The 15,314-nt window shown below is 71.9% G+C and carries 15 protein-coding genes; 9 read left to right on the forward strand and 6 right to left on the reverse strand.

Going from position 1 to position 15,314, the window contains the following annotated elements; genetic code table 11:
* Positions 1-54 precede the first annotated feature (54 nt).
* Positions 55-354: a hypothetical protein gene (locus JI751_RS04705; RefSeq protein ID WP_201933930.1), complete on the reverse strand. Its 300-nt coding sequence runs from the start codon at positions 352-354 to the stop codon at positions 55-57.
* Positions 351-668 carry a WXG100 family type VII secretion target gene (locus JI751_RS04710; protein ID WP_201933940.1) on the reverse strand — a complete coding sequence of 106 codons (318 nt, stop codon included), beginning with the start codon at positions 666-668 and terminating at the stop codon, positions 351-353. The genes JI751_RS04705 and JI751_RS04710 overlap by 4 nt, the downstream gene beginning before the upstream one ends.
* Positions 669-796: 128 nt before the next feature.
* On the opposite strand from JI751_RS04710, the gene JI751_RS04715 reads away from it, so the two are divergent.
* Genes JI751_RS04715 through JI751_RS04730 form a run of 4 tightly spaced genes read left to right on the forward strand, consistent with a single transcriptional unit; the run spans position 797 to position 4,121 of the window.
* Positions 797-1,120, forward strand: coding sequence for a hypothetical protein (locus JI751_RS04715; protein ID WP_201933942.1), 324 nt, complete (start codon positions 797-799; stop codon positions 1,118-1,120).
* Position 1,121: 1 nt separating this feature from the next.
* A complete protein-coding gene (locus JI751_RS04720; protein WP_201933943.1) occupies positions 1,122-2,867 on the forward strand; it encodes a putative T7SS-secreted protein in 1,746 nt (581 codons plus the stop codon).
* 34 nt (positions 2,868-2,901) lie between these two features.
* Positions 2,902-3,285, forward strand: a complete 384-nt coding sequence (locus tag JI751_RS04725) for a hypothetical protein (RefSeq protein WP_201933944.1) — start codon at positions 2,902-2,904, stop codon at positions 3,283-3,285.
* Complete coding sequence (locus JI751_RS04730; RefSeq protein WP_201933945.1) at positions 3,282-4,121, forward strand: hypothetical protein; 840 nt, start codon at positions 3,282-3,284, stop codon at positions 4,119-4,121. Before JI751_RS04725 ends, JI751_RS04730 begins: the two co-directional genes overlap by 4 nt.
* Before the next feature lie 19 nt (positions 4,122-4,140).
* Here JI751_RS04730 and JI751_RS04735 read toward each other — a convergent pair whose 3' ends face one another.
* Complete coding sequence (locus JI751_RS04735) at positions 4,141-6,714, reverse strand: amidohydrolase family protein (RefSeq protein WP_201933946.1); 2,574 nt, start codon at positions 6,712-6,714, stop codon at positions 4,141-4,143.
* A gap of 116 nt (positions 6,715-6,830) precedes the next feature.
* Between JI751_RS04735 and JI751_RS04740 the strand changes: the two genes are divergently transcribed.
* Positions 6,831-7,364, forward strand: coding sequence for a class F sortase (locus JI751_RS04740; protein ID WP_201933947.1), 534 nt, complete (start codon positions 6,831-6,833; stop codon positions 7,362-7,364).
* On the opposite strand, the gene JI751_RS04745 is transcribed toward JI751_RS04740, so the two are convergent.
* Together JI751_RS04745 and JI751_RS04750 are read right to left on the reverse strand one after the other, a co-directional pair.
* Positions 7,336-8,103, reverse strand: coding sequence for an IclR family transcriptional regulator (locus tag JI751_RS04745; protein ID WP_201933948.1), 768 nt, complete (start codon positions 8,101-8,103; stop codon positions 7,336-7,338). The two genes, JI751_RS04740 and JI751_RS04745, sit on opposite strands and share 29 nt — an antisense overlap.
* Positions 8,104-8,123: 20 nt before the next feature.
* A complete protein-coding gene (locus tag JI751_RS04750; RefSeq protein WP_201933950.1) occupies positions 8,124-8,726 on the reverse strand; it encodes a hypothetical protein in 603 nt (200 codons plus the stop codon).
* 156 nt (positions 8,727-8,882) lie between these two features.
* Here JI751_RS04750 and hutH point away from each other — a divergent pair, with 156 nt between their 5' ends.
* From hutH to JI751_RS04770, 4 genes are read left to right on the forward strand one after another with little or no spacing between them, the layout of a single operon-like run.
* Positions 8,883-10,436, forward strand: coding sequence for a histidine ammonia-lyase (gene hutH / locus JI751_RS04755; protein WP_201933953.1), 1,554 nt, complete (start codon positions 8,883-8,885; stop codon positions 10,434-10,436).
* Positions 10,433-12,124 (forward strand): urocanate hydratase, encoded by a 1,692-nt coding sequence (hutU, locus tag JI751_RS04760; RefSeq protein WP_201933956.1) that lies wholly within the window; start codon positions 10,433-10,435, stop codon positions 12,122-12,124. The genes hutH and hutU overlap by 4 nt, the downstream gene beginning before the upstream one ends.
* A 22-nt stretch (positions 12,125-12,146) precedes the next feature.
* Entirely contained in the window at positions 12,147-12,752 is a 606-nt protein-coding gene (locus JI751_RS04765; protein ID WP_201933957.1) for a DinB family protein, read from the forward strand.
* Positions 12,753-12,783: 31 nt separating this feature from the next.
* Positions 12,784-13,815, forward strand: a complete 1,032-nt coding sequence (locus JI751_RS04770; RefSeq protein WP_201933959.1) for a M48 family metallopeptidase — start codon at positions 12,784-12,786, stop codon at positions 13,813-13,815.
* A 51-nt stretch (positions 13,816-13,866) separates the two neighbouring features.
* Here the strand turns inward: JI751_RS04770 and JI751_RS04775 are convergent, their stop codons facing one another.
* The gene (locus JI751_RS04775) at positions 13,867-15,180 is read right to left on the reverse strand and encodes an MFS transporter (RefSeq protein WP_201933961.1); all 1,314 of its coding nucleotides are present in this window, start codon (positions 15,178-15,180) and stop codon (positions 13,867-13,869) included.
* Between the last annotated feature and the right edge of the window lie 134 nt (positions 15,181-15,314).

A 15,314-nucleotide genomic window follows, 5' to 3' on the forward strand; every position in this document is an offset into this window, starting at 1 on the left:
ACGAGTGAGAAGAATCCTACCCGCAGGTAACTTCGATCGGGAGGGCGGTCGCGCTCAGTTCACGATCGCGACGTTCTCGACCTCGATCTCGCGCGCGTCCTCGCGATAGGTCGCGAGCTTGGCCTTCACCTGGTCGAGCGCCTCGGTCAGCTTCTCGACGCCGTCGCGGAGCTTCTGCTGGTAGGCCACGTGGGCCGCGTGCGAGTCGCTCGTCTCGTCCCACCCCGGCGTGAGCGTCTCGACCTGCTCGAGCAGCTCGGTGATCTGCGTCGTGATCGTCGTCGTCGCGTCGGCCAGGGCGGTCTCCATCGTCGACAGCGACCCCTGGTGCACGACGAGTCCGCGCTCGCTCACTGGGCACCCCCGAGCCGGTCGGCGAGCTGCCCCGCGCGCTGCGCCTGCGCGACGTCGTTGGTCTGGTGCTCCTGGGCGACGTACATCAGGTTCTGCGCGTAGCCCTCGAGGATCGGGCCCAGCGTGACGGCGACGTCGAACCACTCGTTGATCGCTTCGCCGAAGCCGGCGGCCGCCTGGCCCTTGAAGCCCGAGCCGGCCTCGGTCTCGATGGTCGCGCCGAGGTCGCTCAGCGTCGTCTGCAGCGGCTCGATCGCCTCGGCGACCGCCTGCGCAGCGGCCTGCATCTCGGCGTAGACAAGTCCGACGGCCACGGCCGCCCCCTCTCAACGATGTCTCGGGTGGTGCGGGTGTCCTACCCGCGTCGACCCATCTTCACACCCGCCGTGGGTGCGCGAGATCGTTCGGTTTGAGGCGCACCGTCACGGGGAATCGAGGAGCCATGCCGTCCTACGACTACGAAGTCGACCTCGAGAGCATGGGCAAGGCCGCCCAGGGGCTCAACGAGACCCTCCAGCTCTTCAAGGACAAGGACGTCGAGGACCTGGTGCCGTCCAAGGGCGACGTCGGCAACGACGTGGTCTGGGACGCGCTCGACGAGTTCAAGGGTCGCTGGGAGGAAGGCGTCAACAACCTCTGCCAGGACGTCGAGGAGATGGCCGGCCGGCTCGGCAAGATCGCGATGAACTACTTCGAGACCGACAAGGCCGGCTACGACTCCCTCTCCGCGCTCAAGGGCACGATCGCCGCGATCAAGGTGATGTGACGTGCCGGACTTCGAGATCGAGGGGAGCCCCGGCAACATCCGGTCCAAGGCCGTCACGATGGAGCAGAAGGGGCAGCTCTTCTACGAGACCGGGGACGCCCTGTCCAAGATCGACGTGTCCGGCTGGACCGGACGCGCGGCCGACGAGTTCCGCGAGGCCCACGACCTCGAGCCGGAGCGCTGGTACAAGTCCGGCAACGGCTTCAAGCGAGCGGCGGCCGGGCTGACGACGTACGCCGGTGCGCTGGAGAACGCGCAGACGCGGGCCGAGTGGGCGCGCAAGGAGTACGAGCGCGGCCAGCAGGAGTCCGCCGACGCCCGCACGCGGTACGACTCCTACATGGGGCGGATGCGCACCTACTGGGCCAGCGGCGGCACCGACCAGGCCGAGCCCTTCGTCGACTCGGGCAACCCGATCCAGCAGGGCGCGCTCGAGGAGCTCGCATCGGCCCGGTCCGACCTCGACAACGCGGCCCACGTCTGCGCGGGTGAGGTGAAGGCGGGATGCGCCGACGCCCCGGAGGAGCCCAACTGGCTCGAGTCGGGCCTCAAGTTCGTCGGCGGCATCCTCGAGGGGGCCGGCGAGGCGGTCTGGGACCTGCTCACGATGGTGCCGTTCAGCCCGGTCAACATGGTGATCGACTCCTACAAGCTCGCGACGGGCGACATCACGCCCGAGGAGCTGATGAAGAAGTACGAGCTGTCCGCCGAGAACGCCTGGGACATGGCCAAGGGCATCTACACCGGCCTGACGACCGATCCGATCGGGTTCGGCAAGGAGCTCGGCAAGTCGCTGCTCGACTGGGACACCTGGGCCGACGACCCGGCCCGCGCGATCGGGCACCTGGTCCCCGATGCCATCGCGGCCGTGGCGACCGGCGGTGCCGGCGCGGTGGCGACCCGCGGCGGCAAGTTCGCGATGGACGGGCTCGACGCCCTCAGCGACATGGGCAAGCTGCGGCACCTCGACGACCTGGGCGACCTGAGGCACGTCGACGACCTCGGCGACCTGCGCCACCTCGACGGCTTCGACAACAGCCGCATCTACTCGATGATGGACGACGTCCCGCACCGGACGACGTTCTCGCCCGACCAGCTCGGTCGCAGCCAGGTCACCGACGACCTGCTGTCCCGCCACGGGCTCACCCGCGACGAGGCCATCGACCTCATCAACAAGCCGGTCTCCCACCTGACTCCCGACGAGTGGCGCACGATGCGCGCGCTCGAGGGCGACATCGCCAAGCCGGGCCCCGACACCGTGATGCAGAAGGTGGTCTCGCCTGAGGTGGCCGACCGCTACCTCATGGGACGCGACCCCGACTTCAACGCCAGCGAGGTCCGCGGGTCGGTGACCCGCGCCGACGACACCAGCCAGCTCGGCACGCCGCAGCAGATCCACGACGGGCTTCGCCTCGACTACGACAACACCCCGTTCCGAGCCGACGACGACTCGACGCACCTGATCCGCTTCACCACCGACGACCCGCGTTTCGAGTCCCCGACCAACTCGCAGATGGGCAACCCCACGCACGGGAACTACGACGGATGGAGTGATCCGTTCACCGGCAACGGCTTCACCAAGTCCGGTGACGACATCATCCCCGAGTACCAGTCCTACCCCGACGCCGCCGGCAACGCCGGAGTACCGATGAGGGACGGTGCCGAGATGTGGGAGGTTCTCCCGGACGGGACGCAGCGCCTGACCGGTGTGCTGCGCGACGGCGAGTGGATCCCGCAGGGCAACTAGTGGGTCCGGACGTAGAGGGAGCGACGACGTGCAGGTGAGCCGAGCCGAGGGCGAGTACCGCGGTCGACGCTACGAGCTGCTCTTCCACGGGGACGGCTGGCGCGCGCTGGCCCTCGGCGGCGCTCCGGCGTCGGACTTCCCCGACGCCCTCGAGGCGGGGTCCAACAGCCGCGGTGACTGGGTCAAGGTGCCGGCCGACCAGGTGGTCTGGTGGCGGGTCGGCGTCAGCGCCCTGTGGAAGGGTGAGCGCGTGGCAGTGGTCGGACGCGAGGACGGCGGGACAGTCGGCGTGACCACGACAGACCCGCGCCGCGCCGCCCGGCTCGGCATCCCGGGCGACCAGCAGCAGGGTTGGCTCGGGCGGGCGCCCGTCACCGAGCTCACCGACGTCGAGGTCTCCGAGGAGAAGGTGTCATGACCAGCAACGCTCCCGAGCGCATGGTGCTCCAGAAGCTGCTCACGGCCGACCTCGGCCGGGCGATCGTCGATGACGGTTACGACCACGTCGGCGGCATCGTGGTGAGCGCCCCCGACGCGGCTGCCCTCAACACGCCTGATCTGCTGCTCCGTGCCTACGGCTTCGACGTCACCGGCCTCGAGTTCGTCGACGTCGTCCGTTTCGAGCTGCCTCCGCTGGCCCAGCTCGTCAACCCCGTCGCGCCCGACGCCGCGCGGACACCGCTCTACCCGACCGGCTTCCTCCGCGCCGACGTGATCGTCCCCGTCTGGGAGCTGAGCCGTACGCGCTACTCGTTTGGTGCGGAGTACTGGCGGATCCGGGCCGACGGTGAGCAGAAGTGCCTGTCGGCCTACCAGGGCGTCGCGCGTGGTTGGCGAGGCGCTGCCGGCTGGCGGCCCTGGAGCCCACTCGTGGGTCCGCGTGCGAGGTGGCGCGACGCGGAGATGGCCGCGGACGTCGTGGGCGACAGCGTCCTGCTCAGCGTGCGCGCCGACGAAGGACCCCAGGGGTGGGAGCAGGTACGGCCGCAGACCTGGGTCGCAGCCGTCCCCGCCGCCGAGTGCGAGCTCTTCGAGGTCGTCCTCACCGCGACCTGGCGGGGCGTCCCGGTCCGGATCCTCGAGTCGGGGCCGTCCGGCGCGCGGGTCCTCCTGCTGATCGACGACGCCTCGCGGGCCGAGTCCCTCGGCGCGACCGTCGTCGAGCCCGGGGTGTTCGAGGCGACGGCAGCGGTCGACGACCTCCTCGACCGGCGCGGCGTGACCAACGAGCTCGCACCGCCCGCCACCACCTGATGGCGGCATCGACGATGCGTCACCCCCTGCGTACGGCGGTCACCTTGCCCTTGCGCGAGAGCTCGACGGTCATCAGGACCCGCTTCTTGCCCGGCCTCTTCGCGCAGTAGGTGAACTCCTGGCCGAGGCGCTGCCACGGCTGGCCGACGCGGAGCATCAGCGCCTTGGCGCGCAGCCCGGTCTCCGCGGCGCGGCTGAAGGAACGGACCGAGCGACGCAGGCCGGGGTTGCGGCACGAGTCGGGCGCGACACCCCACGACCGCTCCCACGTCTGGAGGTAGGCCTCGGCGCCCCGGCTGAGGTCGGCGCCGAGAGCGGCCCCGTCGGCGCCCGCCACGTGCTCGACGTCCTCCACCCAGTCGGCGTACATCCCGTAGTGGGCGACGCCGTCGCGGTTGATGTCGAAGACCCGCTCGCCGCTGCGCTGCTGGCTGATCGTGACGCCGTCGAGCCCCGTGAAGGGGTACGTCACGGGGTCGGGCGCGTCGGCGCCGCGGGGGTCGCCCTGGGCGCCGAAGCCGTTCATGTCCGAGCCGAAGCCGAAGCCGAAGTAGAACCTCTTGTCGGTCCAGCCGAGGTGCTGGCGCCACTTCTCCACGAAGCCGGTCGAGTCGCCGGCGTAGGGCGCCACGAACCCGCCGAGCCGGTAGATCCGCGGGTAGGCGTCGGGGGTCGACCACGAGTGCGACGACACGACACCGACCGGACGGCCGGCGGCCTGCTGCTGCTCCATGTAGTCGAGGGCGGCGTTGCGGCCGGCGACGCTCATGTGGTCGGGGTCGAAGAGGATCTTCTGGTCGATCATCGCCGACAGCAGTCGCCGGCCGAGCGGGCTGAGGCCGAGCTGGTTGCAGTGCGGGCCCTTCGGATAGATCGGTGCCGGCTGCACGCCGAGGTCGCCGAAGAGCTTCCAGATCGCGCCGAAGATGGCGTCCTGGTCGGGCGTACCCTGCGGCGGGCTGCCGAGGTCGCCGAGGTTGGGCGACTGGAGCCGGTCCTCGGTGCCGGGGGCATAGCTCGTCGGGCAGGTCTGCATCCGCAGGAACGACCCGGTGCTGAGGAAGTTGGCGCTGTTCGTCAGCGTCCCGGTCGAGCCGGCGTCGCCGGCCACGCCGGTGAAGGCGTTGTCGAACTTGTTGGTGAGCTCCATCTGGCTGACACCGAGCTCCTTCATCTCGGCGAGCTCGGCGAGCATCTGCTCCTCGGTGCACGTCGGCCGCCCGAGCTGGACGTTGCAGCCCAGCGGGACCGACGTCTCCATGCCCATCACCACCGCCAGCTTGCCGGCGTTGATGACCTTGCGGGCCTCGAAGGGGTTGGTGACGATCCGGTACCAGCCGCGGCCCGGACCGCCGTACTGCGCGTCGATGTAGTCCTGCATCGCGCGCATGTCGGCGGCCTGGAGCCGCACGGAGTCGCGGTCGTCGCAGGAGTTCTTCTTGAGCGGGTAGACGGTGCAGAGGATGTGGTTCTCGGTGAGCAGGCTGGTGTGGATCCGCAGTCCCGCGCGCCACGACCGCTCGAGCCACTTGTAGTAGACCTGCTGGTGCGTCAGCGAGTGCGGGTTGGGCCAGTAGGAGAACGTCGGCCAGCCCACCGGGTCGTGGCCGGACCCGGGCGTCCGGTCGGCGAGCACGTCCTCGAGGGCCGCGCCGCGGCCGTCGGCGAGCTGGTGGTCGGGGCAGTCGACCAGCGCGGCGGCGGCGCCGTACTTGTGGAACGGCGGGCTGCAGATGACCCGGCCGCCGAGGAACTCGTGGGTCTGGCCGTGCACGTGCGGATCGACGTAGCCGCGGACCTCCTGGAAGCCGGTGACGCCTCCGAACGGACGCCCGCTGACGTTGGTCTCGACCTCGGGGAACGCCGCGCAGCCCTCGGTGCGGCGCAGGGCGAAGGCCTCGGCGGTGCCGGTGGCGAAGCCGCCGCCGGACGACCGCAGCGCGCGGCCGTCCGCGAGGGTGAAGGTGAACCGTCCCCGGCCGGCCTCGCGCACCGTCCAGTCCGACTCCGGCGACGGCGCTGCCGCCCAGGTGGCGCCGCTTCCCGCGGCGGCGAGGAACGTGCGGTCGGGGGCGTAGAGGAGGTAGCTGCCGAGGCCGGTGGCCTGGAAGGTGATCGACTGACCGCCCAGCGAGTAGCAGCCGCCGGCCATGGCGTACACGCTCTCGGGGACGCGCAGGCGCTTGCTCCGGAGGGGTACGCCGACCAGTCGAGGTTCGCGCTGGGTGCGCTGCGCGGCGACGCGCGAGCGGCTGGCAGCACGCTGGGCCGGGGTCGTGCGGTCCGGCGCGGCAGTCGCCTCGCCGCTGCGGCTGATGGCGTTCTTGGTGGCCGGGTCGTTGTGGACGTGGCCGTCGTCGGCGCGGCTCGCGGTGCCGGCGAGCTGGGCGATCGCGGCGGCACCGGGGTCGGTGATCGGAGCCGGGCCGGCCACGGCCTCGGCGCGGGCGCGCACCTCGGCGTCGTACGTCGAGAAGAGGTTGGCGGACGGCAGGCCGCCCGGCGCGGCGGACAGTACCCCGGTGACCAGGAGCCCGCCGGCTGCCAGCACGGAGAGGAGGGTGCGGCGGAGGTGGCGGGGAGTCTGGGTCACGGCGGTCCTCGAGTCACGTCGGGCGGGCGGCAGCATGCGGTGCCTCAGAGGTGCAACGACCGTCGCCCGCGTCGGGCTACGCGGCCACCACCCGGCCCGGGCGTAGCCTCGGCGCCGTGCGGGCATGGGTGGTGGTGCTGGTGGCGGTCGCCGCGATGCTCGCCCCGGTGTCGGTCGTCGCCCCGGCGCAGGCACGACCGGCCGTCGAGACACGTACGACGGCGCTGCTCGGACGGCTCTCCATCCCCGCCATCGGCGTGAGTGCGGCGATCATCCCCGTCGGCGTCACGAGGCGGGGCGAGCTCGCGATCGGCCGCAGCGCGCGCGACGTCTACCGGTGGCGTGACGGCGTCGTCCCGGGCCAGGAGGGCAGCGCCGTGCTGGCGGGCCACACGTGGTCGAAGGGGCCGGGTGTCTTCGACCGGCTCGGCCGGCTCGAGGTGGGCGACCGGGTCGTCGTCGGTCGCAACCGTTTCGAGGTGACCCGGGTGCGCCGGGTGCGGGACATGTCGCGGAACGCGGTCGCGGCACTGTTCTCCGACCGCGGTCCGTCCCGGCTCGTCCTGATCACGTGCGGCGACCGCAACAACACGACGGGCGTCTACCGCAGCCGGATCCTCGTCAGCGCGCGGCGGCTGAGCCGCCGCTGACCCGCCTGGTGAGGCGGGCGGCCGTCGCCGTCACGGCCGCCGCGATCGCCGCGACGTCAGTCGAGTCGTCGCTGGGGAACGTGACCGCCACCCCGGCGACCGGGTGGGAGTTGTGGTCGAGCACGGCCGCCGCGACGCTCCGCAACCCGGGAGTCACCTCCCCGTCCTCGGTCGCGTGCCCGCGCTGGCGGGTCTCGCCGAGGAGCGAGCGCAGCGCGCTCAACGACGTCGGACCCTTGCCGTGCCGGTCGACGAACGCGCTGCGGTCCGGGTAGAGCGCGCGCACCTGGCTCGCCGGCAGCGAGGCGAGGATCGTCCGGCCCGACGCCGTGAGGTGCGCGGGGAGGCGTACGCCGACGTCGGTGATCAGCGGGGGGCGTCCCGGGGCGCGTTCCTCGATCACGTAGAGGACGTCGCGGCCGTGGAGGACCGCGAGGTGGGCGCCGTGCCCGGTGGTGTCGACCAGCTCGGCGAGCGGCCTGCGGGCCAGCCGGGCCAGCGGCTCCTGGCGGGTGAACCCGCTGCCCACCTCGAAGGCCGCGACGCCGAGGCCGTAGCGGTGCTCGTCGGGCAGGTGCACGACGAAGCCCTCGTCGATCATCGTGTTGAGCAGGTGGTAGGCCGTGCTCCGCGGGAGGTCGCACGCGCGCATCACCCGGTCGAGCGGGACCGGGTCGGCCTGCGTGGCCAGGAACCGCAGCACCCGCAGGGCGCGGGTGGCGGCGGGGACCTGGCTCACGGATCCGTACGGGGTGGTCGTCAGGCCCTGTCGGTGTCGGAGTCCTTGCGGGTGAACCAGCCGCCACCCTCGTCGGTCTTCTCGATCGGCTTGCCCGGCATCTCCTGGGCGCCGCGGGTGCGCTGCGGGAGGCCGGGAGCGGCCGCCTGCTCGTCGGCGGTGGTCGCGGTGTCCGTGGCGGGCTGCGTCGCGGCCGCCGGCTGCTCCGGTGCGGTCTCGGGTGCGCGGTTGGCCTCCGAGGGCGGGGTGGGCTGCTGGTCCGTCGTGCCGCCGACCTGGGGCGCGTAGTCGTCGGCCTTGTGGTCGACCCGCGGGTCCAGGCGGTCGGCATCGCGCACCTGCGCCTCGTGCTCCGCCTCGACCTGCTGGGCGGCGACCTGTGCCTCCTGTGCCTCCGCCTGGGCGCGCTCGGCCTGGAGCCGGGCCTCCTCGGCCTTCCGCTCGGCCTCGGCGGCCTCCTGCTGGGCCGGCGCGATGGTGCTCTGGGCCCGGGACGCGGCCTGGCCGCGCAGCTCCTCGGCCTGGGCGATCTTCGCGTCCTTGTTGCGCTTGTTGACGAGGAAGGCCGCGGCTGCCGCGACGACGAGGACGACGACGATGATGACGATGACGGTGGGGGTCACGAGAGTTCCTTCTTCACTTCGACAGGGAAGGCCAGTCTCGCAGCCGGAGGCGTCGTGTCCAGTGCAGCCGCACCCCGGCGGGTGAGTCTCGTATGTCAGACCCTTCTCCCGACGGCGCGCTGGCGGCGCCCAGCGGCCGGGAGTTTGATGAGCGACATGCAGACCATCCAGGTCGGGGTCGGCCCCGTCTCCTTCGAAGAGCTCGTCCACGTCGCGCGCGACGGCGCACCCGTCGTCCTGACCGACGAGGCGCTCGGCGCCATCGACCGGGCCCGGGAGGTGATCGAGACCCTCGCCGCGGCCGAGACGCCGACCTACGGCGTCAGCACCGGCTTCGGTGCCCTCGCCACCCGCCACATCCCCACCGAGATGCGGGCCCAGCTCCAGCGCTCGCTGGTCCGCTCGCACGCCGCCGGCTCGGGTCCCGAGGTCGAGCGCGAGGTCGTGCGCGGTCTCATGCTGCTGCGTCTCTCGACGCTCGCGACCGGGCACACCGGCGTACGCCGCGAGACCGCCCAGCTGCTCGCCGGCCTGCTGTCGCACGGGATCACCCCGGTGGTGCGGGAGTACGGCTCGCTCGGCTGCTCCGGTGACCTCGCGCCGCTCTCGCACTGCGCGCTCGCGCTCATGGGCGAGGGCGAGGTCCGGGACGCCGACGGCACGCTGATGCCTGCCGCCGAGGCCCTCGCCGCGGCCGGCCTCGAGCCCGTCGAGCTGGTCGCCAAGGAGGGCCTGGCCCTCATCAACGGGACCGACGGCATGCTCGGCATGCTGGTCATGGCGATCACCGACCTGCGGATGCTGCTGCGCACCGCGGACGTCGCCGCCGCGATGAGCGTCGAGGGCCAGCTCGGCACCGACCGGGTCTTCGCCCCGGAGCTCCAGGCGATCCGACCGCACCCCGGCCAGGCCCTGTCCGCCGCCAACCTCACCGCGCTGATGGCGGACTCGGCGATCGTCGCGTCGCACCGGACCGGGGACTGCAACCGCGTGCAGGACGCGTACTCGCTGCGCTGCTCCCCGCAGGTGCACGGGGCCGCCCGCGACACCGTGGAGCACGCCGCGAGCGTCGCCGGCCGCGAGCTCGCCAGCGCGATCGACAACCCCGTCGTCATCGCCGGACCTGATGGGCAGGGAACGGTCGAGTCCAACGGCAACTTCCACGGTGCGCCGATCGCCTACGTCCTCGACTTCCTCGCGATCGTCGCCGCCGACGTGGCCTCGATCAGCGAGCGCCGCACGGACCGGTTCCTCGACCGTGCCCGCAGCCACGGCCTGCCGCCGTTCCTGGCCTCCGACCCGGGTGTCGACAGCGGCCACATGATCGCGCAGTACACCCAGGCCGCGATCGTGTCCGAGCTCAAGCGCCTCGCCGTCCCGGCCTCCGTCGACTCGATCCCCTCCAGTGCCATGCAGGAGGACCACGTGTCGATGGGCTGGAACGCCGCGCGCAAGCTGCGCACGGCCGTCGACGGCCTGTCGCGCGTCATCGCCGTCGAGGTGCTCACCGCGGCGCGCGCGCTCGACCTGCGCGCCCCGCTGGCACCGTCGCCCGCCACGGCCGCGGTCGTCGCCTTGCTTCGCAGCTCCGGCATCGAGGGCCCCGGCCCCGACCGCCACCTCTCGCCCGAGATCGAGACCGCCGTCTCGCTCGTCCAGTCCGGCGCGGTCCTCGCCGCCGCCGAGTCCGTGATCGGAGAACTGCAGTGAACGACCGCCTGCCCATCCACGCCGCCCACGGCACCGAGCTGACCGCGAGGTCGTGGCAGACCGAGGCGCCGCTGCGGATGCTGATGAACAACCTCGACCCCGACAACGCCGAGCGCCCGGAGGACCTCGTCGTCTACGGCGGCACCGGCAAGGCGGCGCGTGACTGGCCGTCGTACGACGCCCTGGTGCGGACGCTGCGCGACCTCGAGGCCGACGAGACGCTGCTGGTGCAGTCGGGCAAGCCGGTCGGCGTGATGCGCACCCACGAGTGGGCGCCGCGCGTGCTGATCGCCAACTCCAACCTCGTCGGCGACTGGGCCAACTGGGAGGAGTTCCGCCGGTTGGAAGACCTCGGGCTGACGATGTACGGCCAGATGACGGCCGGCTCGTGGATCTACATCGGCACGCAGGGGATCCTCCAGGGGACGTTCGAGACCTTCGCCGCGATCGCGGACAAGCGGTTCGGGGGCACCCTGGCCGGCACCATCACCGTCACCGCCGGGCTCGGCGGGATGGGCGGCGCCCAGCCGCTCGCCGTCACGATGAACGACGGCGTCGCGATCTGCATCGAGTGCGACCAGCACCGCATCGACCGTCGCCTCGAGACCCGCTACCTCGACGTGCAGGCGCGCGACCTCGACCACGCGATCGAGCTCGCGATCGAGGCGCGCGACGAGCGCCGTGGCCTGTCGATCGGCGTGCTCGGCAACGCCGCCGACCTCCTGCCCGAGCTGCTCGAGCGGCACCTCGACGGGTCGGTGCTCATCGACGTCGTGACCGACCAGACCTCCGCGCACGACCCGCTCTTCTACCTCCCCGCCGGGACGGCGTACGACGACTGGGAGCGCGAGCGCACCGAGGACCCCCGCGGCTTCACCAAGCGCAGCCAGGAGTCGATGGCCCGCCACGTCCGCGCGATGGTGGAGCTCCAGGATGCCGGCGCCGAGGTCTTCGACTACGGCAACTCGATCCGCGACGAGGCCCGCAAGGGCGGCTACGACCGCGCGTTCGAGTTCCCCGGCTTCGTCCCGGCCTACATCCGACCCCTCTTCTGCGAGGGCAAGGGCCCCTTCCGCTGGGCGGCGCTCTCCGGTGACCCCGAGGACATCTACGCCACCGACCGCGCCATCAAGGAGCTGTTCCCGGCCGACGAGAAGCCGGAGTACGCCCGCCTGCACGCGTGGCTCGACATGGCTGCCGAACGGGTGCAGTTCCAGGGCCTCCCGGCCCGCATCTGCTGGCTCGGCTACGGCGACCGTGCGAAGGCCGGCGCGAAGTTCAACGAGATGGTGGCCAGCGGCGAGCTGAAGGCGCCCGTCGTGATCGGTCGCGACCACCTCGACTGCGGCTCGGTCGCCTCGCCCTACCGCGAGACCGAGGCGATGCTCGACGGCTCCGACGCGATCGGTGACTGGGCGATCCTCAACGCGCTCGTCAACACGGCCTCCGGGGCGACGTGGGTCTCGTTCCACCACGGCGGCGGCGTCGGCATCGGCCGCTCGCTCCACGCCGGCCAGGTCACCGTCGCCGACGGAACCGACCTCGCCGCGGAGAAGATCCAGCGTGTGCTCACCAACGACCCCGGCATGGGCGTCATCCGGCACGTCGACGCGGGCTACGGTCGCGCGATCGAGGTCGCGGACGAGCGCGGTGTGCGGGTGCCGGTCGAGGCGCGGCGTCGCGACTGACCGGGACTGGCAGGGTGGGGGCATGGACGACTCGGCGGCCAAGGCCAACCTCCACAACTACCTGCGGCACGAGCGGCAGGCGGTGCTCGCCAAGCTCGACGGCCTGTCGGAGTACGACGTACGCCGCCCGATGACCACCACCGGGACCAACCTGCTCGGGCTGGTGAAGCACCTCGCGACGTGGGAGGCGCGCTACCTCGGTGAGGTCTTCGGCCGGCCGTTCACCGAGCCGCTGTCGCGGTGGGACGTCGAGGAGGAGCGGCTCGCCGACATGTGGGCGAGCGAGCACGAGGCGCGCGACGACGTGGTCGACCGCTATCGCCGGGTGTGGGCGCACAGCGACGCCACCATCGATGCGCTGGCCCTGGGTGACACCGGTCGCGTCGAGTGGTGGGGAGCCGACGAGGTGCCGCTCTTCAACGTCCTCGTCCACGTGCTCGCCGAGACCAGCCGGCACGCCGGCCACGCCGACATCCTGCGCGAGGAGATCGACGGCGCGGTCGGCACCGATGCCGAGGCGATGGCGACGGACGGCCACGATGCGACGTTCTGGACCGAGCGGCGCGCGGAGATCGAGGCGGCCGCCCGCTCCGCCGGTCGGTCCCGGAACCTGTCAGGAAACCACTGACTTTCGTGGCCGAGTAGGACAAGATCCCTCCATGGCATCGGGGGACAGGAAGAAGCCGGCGCGTGCGCGCGTCGTGCTGACGGACATCAGCTCGCGGGCGTGGGAGCACCCCGCGGACAAGGGTGCGCTCGTCGCGCTGCGCAAGCTCAAGGGCTTCGACGTCCTGCTCAAGACCATGTCGGGGGTCTTCCGCGAGCGGGCCTGGCGGCTGACGCTGCTCGGCTCGGCGGTGCGCGTCGACGAGCGGCAGTTCACGCGGCTCCACCGCCTGCTGGCCGAGGTCGGCCAGAGCCTTGACGCGACCGTGCTCCCGGAGATGTACGTCCAGGCCGACCCGACGCTGTCCGCCCAGACCGTGGGCATGGATCGGCCGATCATCATCCTGTCGTCCGGCATGGTGCACCACCTCGACGACGACGAGCTGCGCTTCGTCATCGGCCACGAGCTCGGCCACGCGATCAGCGGTCACGCGGTCTACCGCACGCTGTTGCTGCGGCTGCTCGGTCTCGGCGGCCTGCTCAACGCGGTCCCCGGCGGGGCGCTGGGCATCCGGATGGTGACCGTCGGGCTGCTCGAGTGGTCCCGCAAGGCCGAGCTGTCGGCCGACCGGGCCGGACTCCTCGCCAGCCAGGACCCGACCGCCGCGCTGCGCACCCACATGAAGCTCGCGAGCGGCGGCAACCTCGACGAGCTCGACGTCACCTCGTTCCTCGCCCAGGGAGCGGAGTACGACGAGGGCGGCGACGTCCGCGAGTCGCTGATCAAGCTGTCCCTGCTCCAGCAGCAGACCCACCCGTTCGCCGTCGTCCGGGCGACCGAGCTGCGTCGCTGGATCGACTCCGGCGCGTACACCGCGATCCTCGGTGGCGCCTACCCGCGCCGCGAGGGCGACGACGACGCCTCGGTGAGCGAGGCCGCCCAGGAGGCGGCCGCGAGCTATGCCGTCGCCTTCGAGCGGACCCAGGACACCCTCGGCAGGCTGGTCCACGACCTCGCCGGCTGGATGGGCACCGCGAGCACCTGGCTCAACGACCGCTTCCGACGGGGCGACGAGAGCGCCTGATCGGGCAGACGTGACGCGAGCGGCGGCCCGAGCGACCGCTCCGTCACGCCCTCAGTCCCGCTGCCGACCGTGCGGCGCGTGCTCGCCGGTGGCCGGGTCGACGACCGGGACGCTCTCGTCCGGGATGCCGTTGACGGTGGCGGGGATGAGCCGTTCGACGACGAGGGCGAGCACGGCGATCAGCCCGCAGCTCGCGACGAGGACGACGATGTAGGCCGACGACCAGCCGCGGTCGAGCACCACGCCCGCGAAGAGCGGCCCGCAGATCGCGCCGGCCTGGAAGGCGCCGGCGTTGACCGCGTTGTAGCGGCCGCGCAGGTGGTCGGGCGCCATGTCGTTGGTGATGGCCGGGATGGTCGGCTGCATCATCGTCTCGCCGAGTGCGAACAGTCCCATGTAGGCGAGGACGCACGCTGCCGCGACCGGACCCGGCAGGACACCCGTCGCGCCGAGCGCGACGTAGGACACCGCCCAGATCGCGCACATCACGAGCATCACCCGCGTGCGGCGGTGACCGGCGATGCGTCGCAGCACGAGGAACTGGAGCAGGACGATCACCGCGGTGTTGATCGCGAAGGAGAACCCGATCACCGCGGTCGACACCTCGCCGACCTGCCGGGCGTAGGCCGGGAAGCCCGCCTCCAGCTGGCCGTAGCCGACGAAGACCGCCATGAAGGTCAGCGCGGTCATCCCGATGACCGCGGGACTGCGCAGGATCGCGAGGTAGGACCCGTCGGACGTGTCGTCGTCGGGTGCCTCGTGGTGTCCGGTGACGCCACGGAGCGGACCGAGCAGCAGGGCGATCGGGACGAGCATGCTGGCGGCATCGGCCAGGAAGATCACCGTGAACGTGTGGGGCTCGGAGACGTCGGCGTAGATCCCGCCGATGACGCCGCCGACGCCGATCCCGAGGTTGACGAGGGCGAAGTTGATGCCGAAGTACTGCTGGCGCTGCTCGCCCGTCGTCACTGCGGCGATGAGGGAGTTGAAGGCCGGCCACGACATCCCGAAGTTGATGCCCAGGAACGCCATCGCGACAGCAGCGACCACCGGGGTGGTCGCGAAGGCCAGGACCGCGCAGCCGATCAGCTGGCACGTCGTGGAGAAGAGCAGCACCCGTCGGGCGCCGATGCGGTCGGTGAGCGCGCCGCCCGGTCCGGTCACGGCCAGGGCCACGATCGCGATGAAGGCCATCAGGGTGCCGGCCAGGTCGAGCGAGAACCCCCGCACCTCGTGGAGGTAGATGACGGTGAAGGGGAGGGTGAGCCCGCGGCCGAGCGTCTGGACCGCGACGGTGGACAGCAGCCACCGCCCCTCGGCCGACAGCCCGGTCCAGAACTGGCGCAGGGTCACCGATGAGCTCACCCGTCGATTGTGTCGTCAGGCACCGCCAGCGTGCACGCGGGTTTCGGACGTGACCGACGGGCGCGGCCGGAGACGCGCCGGACATGCATCAGGGCCTCGGACACCCGAGGTGTCCGAGGCCCTGGAGGCGTGGC

This window comes from Nocardioides baculatus, assembly GCF_016735675.1.
GTDB lineage: Bacteria > Actinomycetota > Actinomycetes > Propionibacteriales > Nocardioidaceae > Nocardioides > Nocardioides baculatus.

What these genes read in the sequence shown, in the direction of transcription:
- JI751_RS04765 (WP_201933957.1), top strand. Translation starts at nt 12,147, where the DNA reads ATGGACGACTCGGCGGCCAAGGCCAACCTCCACAACTACCTGCGGCAC.
- hutH (WP_201933953.1), top strand. Translation starts at nt 8,883, where the DNA reads ATGCAGACCATCCAGGTCGGGGTCGGCCCCGTCTCCTTCGAAGAGCTC.
- JI751_RS04715 (WP_201933942.1), top strand. Translation starts at nt 797, where the DNA reads ATGCCGTCCTACGACTACGAAGTCGACCTCGAGAGCATGGGCAAGGCC.
- JI751_RS04770 (WP_201933959.1), top strand. Translation starts at nt 12,784, where the DNA reads ATGGCATCGGGGGACAGGAAGAAGCCGGCGCGTGCGCGCGTCGTGCTG.
- JI751_RS04730 (WP_201933945.1), top strand. Translation starts at nt 3,282, where the DNA reads ATGACCAGCAACGCTCCCGAGCGCATGGTGCTCCAGAAGCTGCTCACG.